Origin of the sequence: Chroococcidiopsis sp., from assembly GCF_051657925.1 — a bacterium.
Taxonomy (GTDB): Bacteria; Cyanobacteriota; Cyanobacteriia; order Cyanobacteriales; family Chroococcidiopsidaceae; genus Chroococcidiopsis.
Genome location: NZ_JBOFLP010000218.1, coordinates 37,512 through 49,603, shown reverse-complemented (window position 1 = coordinate 49,603; position 12,092 = coordinate 37,512). Strand labels below are relative to the sequence as shown.

The window sequence follows — 12,092 nt, the reverse complement described above, 5'->3', positions numbered from 1 at the left end:
TGACTTTAAGTAACTTTGATAGCAATCTTTGGCTGGGAGTCACAGTAATATTAGCAGCTTATGCAGCTTGGCAAGGACGGAATCGAAATTTTTGGGTATATCTAGGAGTCGTACAATTAACAATTGCGATCGCCTACCTCTTAAATCGAATTTTACCTCTGTCTGCACTGCTAGATTGGTCAGCCGCGATCGCTTGTATTTTTGCCTATATTTTATATATGTTACCTTGGCAAACTTGGGGATGGTCGAAACAACCGTGGCAGCGTTCTGCTACTGTTTTGCCAGGGGTAATTGTCTTACTTACATCAGACGGAATTTCCATTTCAAGTTTATTTCTGGTTGCTGCTTTCTATGCTTGGTTAGCAAGGATAGAAAATAAAATTCGCCTCAGTTATTTAAGTATTGTTTTATCAGACTGGGCAATTATTCGACTGATTCAAAATTGGCAGTTCACCGATCCTTTGTGGTATGTTTCCGTATTGAGTGGTTCGTTACTATATGTTGTCCAAGTCGATCCGACATTGCGATCGCCTACCGAAAAGGAAAAGCGCCACATTCTCCGCACTTTAGCTGTAGGGTTATTTTGTCTGACAGCTTTATATCAATCAGATAATAGCTTGTGGCAAGGAATTTTAACTATTTTTCTGGGCATAGGTTTAATTTTAGCAGGAATCGTATTTCGCACCCGCGCTTATTTATATGTCGGTACGCTAACTTTTATTACAAAAGTCTTGCGTCAGCTCTGGTTATTTATCGATAATTACTCGTTACTACTATGGGCAATTGGAATTGTAGTCGGATTATTATTTATTTGGATTGCTGCCACATTTGAGGCTCGTCGCACTCAAGCGATCGCATTGATGCAAACCTGGATTCGCGAATTAGAAGCTTGGGAATGAAGCTGTATGCTTGGGTTATGCGATGGATAGCAGCAAATACTACGGCTGAGTCTACCACTCTTACAGAAACGCGGCGCGATCGCAGGCTAATGGCAAATTCTGTACGATTCTGCTACGACTTCTAGCAACCCAAAGCCTTTCTTCAAAAAATATATCTTTGGGGAAATAGACAATTACAACCAAGCTGTTTCTTCAAGCTCATGCCTCAAAATTTCCGAATATGTTTCCTGTGACAGATGTAAGCAAGTATTTTTTCTTAATACCTTAAATGCCAATGGCTGTAGATCCGAACTAAATTCGATCCTCCTTCAGTTCATTTACACTAAGGCTTGAATTGAGTCAAGTACTAGAGGGACTGAAAAACAATTTGTTGGTTCTCTTTAGCTACAGTCAAAATCTGCATAAAAAGCTAAGGGGTAATTTCATGACCATTCCATTAAGAGAAGATGTTGTCTACATTATTTTGAAAAAAATCAATGAAACTGGGCAAGAATTGCATCCAGTAAAATTTACTGCTGATGACTTTATCGGTCGCGAACCAACAAAAGCCGAACTATTAGGACACTTAGATTATCTGAATCAAAAGCAGTATATTAAGGCTGAATTTAGTGGGAATGCCTACGGTAACCAGGAAGATGTTCCCGATGCTGTAAATCCCAAAGAAGTTGATTTTAGAGTTGCTAATACCTTTGGTGCTTCTGATGGACCTTTGCCGCATTTAATTACTTTCAAGCAGGCAGAGTTGACAGAAAAAGGTCGTCGGATGTTGGAGAAAATGGAGGCAAAACCCCCAGAAGAATTAAAAGAAGGACCATCGGTTCCTATTGCGACGAAAGATATGCCTTTCCTAGAAAAAGTCATGCTGAAAAGCGGACTGGAGGATCTTTTTGATGCTAGAGATGTCACAGAAGTCGTTTATCGCGTCATGCGCGATTTAATGACAACGGAAGCATCAGATCGAGTTGCAGACGAACTGCACAAAGAGGTACTTCCCACAGATGATAAAGCTTTAAAAATGGAAATAGCTGAGTTGTGGAATGATACCAATCCCATTGTTCGCTTTTTGAGTAGAATTCGTCCGCCTTTTTACCACTCAGACAGTTCTGACATTACTAACGTTAATGACAATCGCTTCTTGGCACGGGTTAAAGGTGAAGCACCAACAGCAAAAACTGCCTTCGATTTAGATACCGAACAAGTAGTTAAAGCTGTATTTTCTGCCACCAAGGACGAACTATCGGAAGAAAGAGTTAAAGAAATTGCTAACTGCTTACCTCCAAGAGTCCGGCAAATGTGGGAAACAGCTTAGGAACATTTGAAGTTAATTTTGAGTCAGGGTAGGAGTTGTCTCCTACCCTGTTTTGTCGTTGGTTATTGGTCATTTGTTACTAGAGAACGATCCAACCCCTCTTGAGAAATAGCAGGTGGTATGTATTATTTGTTGCTATAATTCAATGTCGAACTACCCAAATGCTTCTCTAAAAGCAAAGTTTTAACTATCTATTGCTAGAGAAATTTGGTTTATTTATATAACTCATCAGTTCAGATGCAGCCTTGGCTGGAAAAACAGTCAAATCTAGATTCACGTAAATATATATATAACTGGAGAAAAAATGAAGAACTATAGTATTAGGCGGCGTGGCTCGATCGCAATGCTAGGTTTTATTTGTAGCAGTTTGATAGTCGATTTACCTGCCCCTGCCATAGCCCAAGCAGAGCACAAGTCAGTACTTAACCCTCTTTCTCATATCGCAACAGTAGCACCACGCAATAGCTATATTTCACAAACTCCACAAATTCCACAAGTTTCGCCTGCTCCGGTTCAACCACCCCTACCCGAACAGCAGCAGCCTCCCAATACGCAAGTTTCCCCTACCCCACAAGTTTCGCCTGCTCCCATTCAACCACCCCTACCCGAACAGCAGCAGCCTCCCAGTACGACAGTGCTATTGAATCAAGGCAAAGTTAGTATTAAGCTGATCAATCAGACAGGAGCAAAAATCACTTATCAAGCAATTGGCAATACAGCACCGCGATCGCTACCAGGGAAATCGGATGTCACGCTCAAAAACTTAATTGCACCCATAACTGTGACATTCAAGCGCGAAGATGGCGGATTACTGAACGCAACTGGGCGATCGCCTACTCCAGGAGTACTAGAATTAATGCTAGATGCAACCACCGACCTTGGGATAGATAAGCAATCTCTGCAAATTCAACCGACTGGAGACGTATTTCTGAACTAAAAATATGGTCAACTGTTAACCGTTAACTAACCGACTCAATTACAATTTACAAACGAATAATTCTCCTCTTGATAGACTAGTATCATTGGGTTAATTTTGTGCTAGCACACGAAAACTCAAGTTATTTATTCCCCATCACCCATTCATGGTTACAGCAGTGAGTTCGACATCGTTTCTGCTTCCGCCTACTTTAGGTGCTTTTTTGCCCTCCCTACCCCTGGATAGCCTCTTCTCTACACAGGGGATTATGGTGATGCTACTAGCAGCCTATGCGGTTGCTATGTGGATGTTTCTCACCAGCGCCCCGAAAGTCTATACCGTCATGGTATCTGACTTAGAGATTGCCCGTCAGCTTTACGAAGGAATGCTCAATCTCCCCGCTGCCGAAGTTCCTTTACACTACTACTACAACTACGAGCAAACCTTGGGCGCAGCTGGAACGATCGATCCTTACTACATCTCTCCTAGTCCCAGTTTTACCAGCACCAAAGGATTTAACGGTCCCGATGGATTGTGGTATCAACTCAAGAAAAACACCCAACTCCACATCATTACTGGAGCTAGTTTAGGGAAGAAAAACCAGCAGCGCCATGTCTGTTTCGATCGCGAGTGTTTGGAACAAGTCTTGATGCGGGTGGAAATGATGAATTTAAAACACAAAATTCTCAGCCAGAAACCGTTAAACTTCTTGGTCAAAGATCTTGACGGACAGATCATTGAGATGGCAGAAGTGTCTAATTAGGAGCGAGGAGTGAGGGGTGAGGGGGTGAGGAGACAAGGGAGCTTCAGGTGCAGAGGAGAGATCGGGAGCAATTCTAGCCACTAGCTACTCACTACACCCCACACCCCACACCCCACACCCCACACCCCACACCCCACACCCCACACCCCACACCCCATTCATCGCGCACCACATATTCTCTTGACATCCATGCAGATTTATCTCGACTACAGCGCGACAACGCCGACTCGTTTAGAGGCGATCGCGACTATGCAAGCAGTGTTGACTCAACAATGGGGCAACCCATCTAGCTTGCACGAGTGGGGCGGACGCGCTGCAACGGTGTTGGAACAAGCCAGAATGCAGGTGGCTAGCTTAGTCAACGCCCGTAACGCCGAGTCAATTATCTTCACTTCCGGTGGTACAGAGGCAGATAACTTAGCAATTATGGGGGTTGCCCAACGCTATAGTAGTCCCCAGCACTTGATTATTTCTAGCGTCGAACACTCGGCGATCGCAGAGCCAGCACGGTTACTAGAACGGTGGGGTTGGCAGGTGACTCGTTTACCAGTAGATGGCAACGGGTGCGTGAATCCCGAACGCTTGCAAGCAGCACTTCAACCAAATACGGTTTTAGTTTCAATCATTTACGGTCAAAGTGAAGTCGGAACACTACAACCAATTGAGACATTGGGCAAGATTACCCATTCCCACGGCGCATTGTTTCACACAGATGCTGTCCAAGTTGCCGGACGCTTGCCTATAGATCTGCAACAGTTACCCGTAGATTTGCTATCCCTTTCCAGTCATAAAATCTACGGTCCTCAAGGGGTGGGAGCGCTTTATATTCGTCCTGGAGTGGAGTTAGTACCGTTGCTGGGTGGTGGCGGACAAGAATCGAAACTGCGCTCGGGAACGCAAGCAGTACCAATTATTGCTGGTTTTGGCATTGCCGCAGAACTCGCCGCGCAAGAAATGCCCACGGAAACATCGCGCTTGGTGTCATTGCGCGATCGCTTGTTTGCTCAATTGGCTGACGTACCTCAACTAGTTCCTACAGGCGATCGCCTGTCACGTCTACCGCACCACGCTAGTTTCTACATTAAAGGCGCAGATGGCGAGAAAGTCAGCGGGAAAACTATCGTGCGGCAAATGAATTTAGCGGGAATTGGAATCGGCGCTGGTTCTGCTTGTCATAGTGGGAAGCTTTCTCCAAGTCCAGTCTTAGTAGCGATGGGATATGACAGAGCTGCGGCTTTGAGTGGAATTCGCTTAACTCTAGGTAGAGAAACCACAGCAGCCGATATTGACTGGACGGCGACGGTACTTAAGCAAATTTTGGAGCGTCTCATACCTGTAAAATTACAGTTAACAGTTAACAGTTAACAGTTATCAGGGAGCAGGGAGCAGGGAGCAGGGAACAGGGAACAGTTAATTCTGACTTGCGACTTGTGACTCCTAACCAGTGACTAGTAATTTCTCCTCTGCCCTTTTGCACCCTCAGTTCTCTTCTCCCCCTCACCCCTCACTCCTCGCTCCTCGCCCCTCTCATATGACAGAATTTCCCAAAACACTAGAACAGGCGATCGCTCAAGCAGCAGTAGCCACTTCAGCGGCAATCGCGGATGGATATACTCGCCTGCAAGTGGAGTTAGCGATCCCAGAACTCAAACCGATGTCTGTTGCCGAGCAATTTTTAGCAGAATTTACTCAGTTCGGCTCCCAACTTAAGGTGTTTTTTCCCGATGCGGGTGCGGCGGCGCTAGCACGGCGAGATTGGGGAGAAGTACCATTTAAAATTGTCGATATTGGCACGCGATCGCCTCTGGAAGAAAAGATCGAACCAGAGGATGGGGCTTTGTTATTTGTTTCGCCTTCTGCGGTAGAAGTCGAACGGGTAGAAAAGTTGTGCGAGTTAGCTACATGTCCTACATTGATGCTCAATCCTCGTTTAGAAGATGTGGCGATCGTCGGGATTGGTTACGCTGGAAGACAATTACGTACTCGCTTTCTCAATAATATTGAATCTTGTTACTATCTGCGCCCAATTGAAAACATCTCCGTGTTCCGTTCCTACCCTGGTGAATGGCAAATTTGGCGGGAAGTAGAAGAAGAGTTTCAGTTAATTGCCGAACAACCGACAAAACCAATGGGTGATGAAATTGATGCCATTCTCTACGGGGGTACGAGTCAAGCTAATACAGCCGATGCTGCAAATGCTTCTGGATCGAGGAAACCAGGAATTTTTGCCAGTATGCAAAGATTTTTACGCACTTTAAGTCGCTAAGCACTTGAGTAGAAAACATTTTAAGCTACCGGATCGAGAGGTTGACAGAATTCATCTACACCTTGTTTTACAACGTATAACAAGACGGGCATTACCAGTAGGGTAGGGCAGATTTTAGCTGCTGTTAGTTGTTCTACTACTGGCGCAAAGGATTCATTTGCTAACGCAGATCGCAATTCCTGGCGACAAATAAAGGCACGGCATTTCTTTGCCAAACTAGATAGCCACTCTGCATTTGCTATATCTGGTTGCTGTCCGGCTCGAATTGCTAGTACCATAGCTGCATCTTCTAAATCTCCCTCACACTCTTCTATTTCTTGCAAAGCAGCAAGAGCATTGGGATAATTTGTCAATTCAGTCTGCAATTTAGTAACTTCTTCTAAAGTAACTTGCGTCATGGAAGGGTTGGGATAAAGAATTAAATCAGTGACCAGTGACCAGTTATCAGTAACCAGGCGCGACAGCGACCAGTGACTAACAATTTATGGATTGTTTGTGATGATAACCGATCGCTGATAACTGTTCTTACAAACCTACTAATTCTCGCGACTCAAAATCAGTGAGTTGCTTGGCAATTTCTAGTCTTGCTTCTAATTTGGCAACACTAAATTGATTGCGTAAATATTCTAAGTGCGCGATCGCATTAGCTTTATCAGCTGTCAGCCGCATGAGTGTATTGACTGCCGTTTGATATTCTTGATGAGTTAGCAGAACTTCAAAGCGACGTGCCTTACGTTGAGTGTCGTTTTTTAAGTTTACATCAAATGCCGATAGCCGATCGGCGTTTCCTTCTTCACGGCTAATTAGCTGTTGAACTGCTATAATTTGCGAGTCCAGTTCGTTGACTCTCTGTGCTGCTTGGGCGATCGCGGCTGGGTAGTGATTCAGTTGCGTTACCATTATCAATCTTCGACCAACTCAAATTTTTTCACGAAAAAGCGATAGAAATTAAGCTATTAGCTACGGTCTATTTCAACTTACTTTGATGTCGATTGGCTAGTTGCTTTCTTCTTTATTTTAGCATTTTCGAGTTGGGTTAGAAGGTAGAAAAACAAGAAGGATTTCAAAAATACAAGCTTTAAATTTGTCTTATCTTTCTCACACTTTGTCATACAATCTAAGCTTTAAATACATCTCTGAAATAGCTTCTAATGGCATCATTAAAGCATGGATGTTGAATCAATTTTTTCAGTTTTATGCTATAATCTAACTTAGAATTTTTCAGCAAAATCAGTCACTTTCATTAGCGAGCGAAGGAATTCGCCTTAGCGCAAAAGTAGAGGAAGAAAGCTTCAGGAGCAGGCGAGCAATTTAAAATTCAAAAATTCTCGACTCGCGTACAGATGGGTTATGGATCGAGATTTATTGTCATCGATCGCAAATCTTTTGCCAAACCCGCCCCTACAACTCCTGTTCGCTGATAACTGACCTACTCGTGTCTTAAATTGGAACAGAGATGGGTTCGGGATTAGTGTAGAAAAAGTAGGAATTGCTCAAATTTAGCTGTGTTGGCAATATATCCTTAACAATGCCGATGAGTTCGTCTGGTTCGTTTCCAGGTTTGTTGATGTATATTCCCGTGCCTGCGGGTAAACTACCAGAGGTTGCTTTTAGTAGATAGTCAGTCGGTTGTCCGATCGGTGTAATCCTGTCCTCTTGAAGGTTAAAGTCCGTAATTAACGCATAGTCATTGTTGCCAACAGTTGAAGCGTTGTCATCGTCGTAGTAACGATAGGAAGAATAATACTTACCGCTTAATGACTCGCCCAGCCAAAAGTTATCTTTGCCTGCACCACCTGTAAAAGTGTCTATCTGTCCTTTGCCCAAAACTTGCGGATTGGGACGAGCGCCGCTGACGAAATCTGAATCCATCGGGCTAAATGGAGTTGTTCCCAAAAGTGAATCATTACCATTACCACCTGAGATGATATCGTTACCTTTGTCGCCAACAATGAAATCATCATTATCGCCACCTAATAAGGTATCGTTACCGTCAAATGCCCTGACGTAATCATTTCCTACCCCAGCGTCAAAATAATCGTCTTGAGAGGTTCCGTAAAAATTATCCTCAGCAGTGGTAGTAAAGTAGCGATCGCTCAGTTTCAATCCCGATTTATTTTCTACAATTGCCAACAGTTCGTCCGGTTGACTGCCTGGTTTGTCAAAATAAATTGCCGTGCCTTGAGGTAAACCTTGAGGAGATGGTTTCAGAATATAGTTACTTTTAGCGCCATTCAGCCGGATTGTATCTTCTTGAGGATTGAAATCTTTAATTAAACTGTAATCTCGCCTACCATCTGTGGTTGGATTGCCATCGTCGGTACTATAACCGATCCCAAAAGTGTCTTTTCCAGCACCGCCAAATAACAAATCGATGTCGTTTTTGCCACCAATATAGTCGTTCCCGCCAAAGCCAATGGCGGAATCGTAACCGCCAATGAGAAAATCATCGCCAGCACCAGCATATACTGTGTCTTTGCCTCCACCTCCGACTAGGTAGTCGTTTCCATCGCCACCTTCCAAGATGTCACGATCGCCGCCACCATCTAGAAAATCATTGCCGATATTGCCATAAAGCTTGTCGTTACCGCTATCGCCTGAAACTTCGTCGCTACCCTCTCCGCCTTCTAAATAGTCTTCGCCATCACCTCCATGAATGTAGTCATTGCCACTCTGACCGAAAACTTTGTCGTTTCCAGAGTCTCCCCATAAGGCTTCACTCTCATTCCCTCCGACTAAATAGTCGTTGCCGTTACCACCCTCTGTATAGTCACTACCCTCACCTCCTTCGATGTAGTCATCACCGTCACCCCCTTGAAGATGGTCGTCACCGTTCCCACCGAATATGCGATCGCTACCTTTGTCGCCATAGAGGTAATCGTTTCCGTCTTCACCGTAGAGGCGATCGTTGCCCGAACTGCCTTGCAAAGTGTCATCCCCAGCTAAACCGTAGATTTGGTCGTCGCCTACAGTGCCAGTTAATGTGTCGTTATTTATCGTGCCTCTAAAAATCGCCATATAGCTATTTCTGTATCCATCGATGCAAAATTAAATCTGTTATAGTGCTGTATTTCGGAGAAAGATGAACCTTTGTGATAAAAAGTAATTGATACACCGGATCTTTTCTAACAATCGAACCTGCACTCTTGCTTGCCTCAAAGATGAATGAAGGGCGACTTAGATAAAATTAACAATGCGAAGTGCAGAGGAATCGATTTAGAGTAGTCGTGACAGAAATTCATTTACAGGTAACAGCTAGTGACGATCGCCTAGACCGTTACCTTGCCCAACAACTCACACAATTGTCGCGATCGCGCCTGCAACAGTTGATCGAACAAGGCTGCGTCCAGATTAACGATCGAGTTTGCACGGCAAAAAAAATAGATGTGAAAACAGGCGATCGCATTCGGATCGAAATTCCTGCCGTTCAGCCTTTAGAACTCAAACCCGAAGCAATTCCCCTCGATGTTCTTTACGAAGATGATTCCCTGCTAATAATTAACAAACCTGCGGGGTTAGTCGTCCATCCCGCCCCAGGTCATGCTGATGGTACTTTAGTTAATGCTTTGCTCGCCCACTGTCCCAACTTACCAGGCATAGGCGGAGTGCAACGCCCTGGCATCGTCCATCGCTTGGATAAAGATACAACAGGAGCGATCGCGATCGCCAAAACTGACTTTGCCCAACAACACCTACAAGCACAACTCAAGGCAAAAACCGCCCGCCGCGAGTACTTGGGTATTATTTACGGTGCGCCGCGATCGCCCAATGGAACTGTAGATTTTCCCATCGGTCGCCATCCCACAGACCGCAAAAAGATGGCGATCGTCCCTGTAGAAAAGGGAGGACGGGCAGCGATCACCCACTGGCAAGTTAAAGAAAGGTTAGGAAACTATACTTTAGTTCATTTTCAATTAGAAACGGGGCGCACCCATCAAATTCGCGTCCATAGCGCTCATATCGGTCATCCCATTGTGGGCGATCCGATTTATGGTTCTGGGCGTTCTGTTGGTGTCAATCTTTCTGGACAAGCCTTACACGCTTGGCGACTCACGCTACAACACCCAGTCACTGGAGAGGCGATCGAGGTGACGGCAGCACCTCCAGCAGAATTTAACACGCTATTGGAAGTCCTGCGGCGGAGAATGGCTAGCAATTGGTAGGGTGTGTTGAATAACGCACCCTACGAAATCCTGGCTTTCATAATTGCCATCTTTCATGAGAGTGAAAAAACTGAAAAATATTTCTACGATTTCTTAATTTTTATTTACAAAACGTAATAAATTTGGATGGGAGATCGATAAGTATTAATGCTCTCAGAGCCAAACAAGACAAGGCATTTATCTGTAAAATTGCCTAGCCAAATTACATCAAGTTTTGACAGACACAATTAAGTTATGTAACTTAATTTTCATTTCGGATAACTGAAAGCTATTTGAGCAAATCAATTTATTAGCTTTCCGTGCATTTTTACACAGTTTAATATTATTTAACTAATTGGCGATCGAGCGCATTGTATAAAAAACTTACGAGGAATTTATAGCAAATAAAACTTTTGTTTCTAGCGATATTTTCTCAGAATACTTTATAGCTAAACAGCGATTTTATCGTAGTAGCTATCGTTGGCATAGAGAAATATTCTGCCTGAGACAAAGTTTTGTTTGTGCTTTCCCGTGCGCTCGCACCGATAGAAATAGAAGCAATAAAATTTAGGAGAATTGAAAAAATGCTTGACGCTTTTTCTCGCGTAGTCGAACAAGCCGATCGCAAAGGTTCTTACCTGAGTGGTGATGAACTGAACGGACTTCAGGCGATGGTATCTGATAGCAACAAGCGTTTAGATGTAGTGAACCGTCTGACGAGCAACGCTTCTACAATTGTGGCGAATGCCTATCGCGCATTAGTAGCCGAAAGACCAGAAGTATTTAACCCTGGTGGTGCTTGTTTTCACCATCGTAATCAAGCTGCTTGCATCCGCGATTTAGGCTTTATTTTGCGCTACGTTACCTACTCCATTTTGGCTGGAGATGCTAGCGTCATGGACGATCGCTGTTTGAACGGACTGCGGGAAACCTACCAAGCTTTAGGTACTCCTGGTGATGCAGTCGCTTCAGGAATTAAAAAAATGAAAGATGCGGCAATTTCAATTGCCAACGACCCCAAAGGCATTACTCGCGGCGATTGTAGCCAATTGATGTCTGAAGTAGCTGGATACTTCGATCGCGCTGCTAGTGCAGTTGCTTAATTGGTCATTTGTCATTTGTCATTGGTGGTTGGTTAACAGTTAACTGATAACTGATAACTGACAGCTACTAACTTATTAAATCAGGAGAGAATTCACACATGAAAACACCTTTAACTGAAGCGATCGCTGCTGCTGATGCACGTGGTTCATTCGTTAGTAATACCGAAATGCAAGCAATTTTCGGTCGGTTTAATCGCGCTCAAGCTGGTATAGAAGCAGCCAAAGCTTTTGCTAATAATGGGAAAAAATGGGCAGAAGCAGCTGCCAATCACGTTTATCAAAAGTTTCCCTACACGACTCAAATGCAGGGTTCTCAATACGCTTCCACTCCCGAAGGTAAATCCAAGTGCGTGCGCGATATCGATCACTATCTTCGCACCATTAGCTATTGCTGCGTTGTCGGTGGTACTGGTCCCCTAGATGAATATGTGGTTGCTGGATTGAAAGAATTCAACAGCGCCCTTGGTTTGTCTCCTAGCTGGTATGTTGCTGCACTAGAATTCGTCCGCGACAATCATGGTTTGTCTGGCGATGCTGCTGGTGAAGCTAATACTTATCTCAACTACGCGATCAATGCTTTGAGCTAAAACAACATCAACATCAACTTTTGCCTAATTGGTAATGGGTAATAGGTAATGGGTAATGGAATGCTTCCAATTCTCAACACCAATTATCAATTACCAATTAATTGTTA

At 44.1% G+C, this 12,092-nt stretch carries 12 protein-coding genes and 1 pseudogene; 10 read left to right on the top strand and 3 right to left on the bottom strand.

What is annotated here, in order from left to right; translation table 11 throughout:
* The 7 genes and pseudogenes from ACRC32_RS17640 to ACRC32_RS17610 all read left to right on the top strand — a co-directional run.
* Positions 1–899, top strand: a pseudogene (locus ACRC32_RS17640) (DUF2157 domain-containing protein); the annotation flags it as partial.
* Positions 896–1,024, top strand: coding sequence for a hypothetical protein (locus ACRC32_RS17635; RefSeq protein ID WP_438555191.1), 129 nt, complete (start codon positions 896–898; stop codon positions 1,022–1,024). The pseudogene ACRC32_RS17640 and the gene ACRC32_RS17635, both read left to right, overlap by 4 nt.
* Before the next feature lie 299 nt (positions 1,025–1,323).
* Positions 1,324–2,208, top strand: coding sequence for a DUF2267 domain-containing protein (locus ACRC32_RS17630; protein ID WP_438555190.1), 885 nt, complete (start codon positions 1,324–1,326; stop codon positions 2,206–2,208).
* Between the two features lie 304 nt (positions 2,209–2,512).
* Positions 2,513–3,145, top strand: coding sequence for a hypothetical protein (locus tag ACRC32_RS17625; RefSeq protein WP_438555189.1), 633 nt, complete (start codon positions 2,513–2,515; stop codon positions 3,143–3,145).
* A 145-nt stretch (positions 3,146–3,290) separates the two neighbouring features.
* Complete coding sequence (locus tag ACRC32_RS17620) at positions 3,291–3,887, top strand: glyoxalase-like domain protein (protein ID WP_106545538.1); 597 nt, start codon at positions 3,291–3,293, stop codon at positions 3,885–3,887.
* A gap of 189 nt (positions 3,888–4,076) precedes the next feature.
* Positions 4,077–5,252 carry a cysteine desulfurase family protein gene (locus ACRC32_RS17615; protein ID WP_438555188.1) on the top strand — a complete coding sequence of 392 codons (1,176 nt, stop codon included), beginning with the start codon at positions 4,077–4,079 and terminating at the stop codon, positions 5,250–5,252.
* Between the two features lie 166 nt (positions 5,253–5,418).
* The gene (locus ACRC32_RS17610) at positions 5,419–6,153 is read left to right on the top strand and encodes a DUF1995 family protein (RefSeq protein WP_438555192.1); all 735 of its coding nucleotides are present in this window, start codon (positions 5,419–5,421) and stop codon (positions 6,151–6,153) included.
* Between the two features lie 20 nt (positions 6,154–6,173).
* On the opposite strand, the gene ACRC32_RS17605 is transcribed toward ACRC32_RS17610, so the two are convergent.
* The 3 genes from ACRC32_RS17605 to ACRC32_RS17595 all read right to left on the bottom strand — a co-directional run bounded on the left by ACRC32_RS17605 (position 6,174) and on the right by ACRC32_RS17595 (position 9,171).
* The gene (locus ACRC32_RS17605; RefSeq protein ID WP_438555187.1) at positions 6,174–6,551 is read right to left on the bottom strand and encodes a hypothetical protein; all 378 of its coding nucleotides are present in this window, start codon (positions 6,549–6,551) and stop codon (positions 6,174–6,176) included.
* Between the two features lie 127 nt (positions 6,552–6,678).
* Positions 6,679–7,053, bottom strand: coding sequence for a hypothetical protein (locus ACRC32_RS17600; protein WP_438555186.1), 375 nt, complete (start codon positions 7,051–7,053; stop codon positions 6,679–6,681).
* 540 nt (positions 7,054–7,593) lie between these two features.
* Positions 7,594–9,171: a calcium-binding protein gene (locus ACRC32_RS17595; protein WP_438555185.1), complete on the bottom strand. Its 1,578-nt coding sequence runs from the start codon at positions 9,169–9,171 to the stop codon at positions 7,594–7,596.
* 209 nt (positions 9,172–9,380) lie between these two features.
* Between ACRC32_RS17595 and ACRC32_RS17590 the strand changes: the two genes are divergently transcribed.
* From ACRC32_RS17590 to ACRC32_RS17580, 3 genes are all read left to right on the top strand, one after another.
* The gene (locus ACRC32_RS17590; protein ID WP_438555184.1) at positions 9,381–10,316 is read left to right on the top strand and encodes an RluA family pseudouridine synthase; all 936 of its coding nucleotides are present in this window, start codon (positions 9,381–9,383) and stop codon (positions 10,314–10,316) included.
* Between the two features lie 563 nt (positions 10,317–10,879).
* Positions 10,880–11,398: a phycocyanin subunit beta gene (locus tag ACRC32_RS17585; RefSeq protein ID WP_438555183.1), complete on the top strand. Its 519-nt coding sequence runs from the start codon at positions 10,880–10,882 to the stop codon at positions 11,396–11,398.
* A gap of 98 nt (positions 11,399–11,496) precedes the next feature.
* Positions 11,497–11,985 carry a phycocyanin alpha subunit gene (locus tag ACRC32_RS17580; RefSeq protein WP_438555182.1) on the top strand — a complete coding sequence of 163 codons (489 nt, stop codon included), beginning with the start codon at positions 11,497–11,499 and terminating at the stop codon, positions 11,983–11,985.
* Positions 11,986–12,092 lie beyond the last annotated feature (107 nt).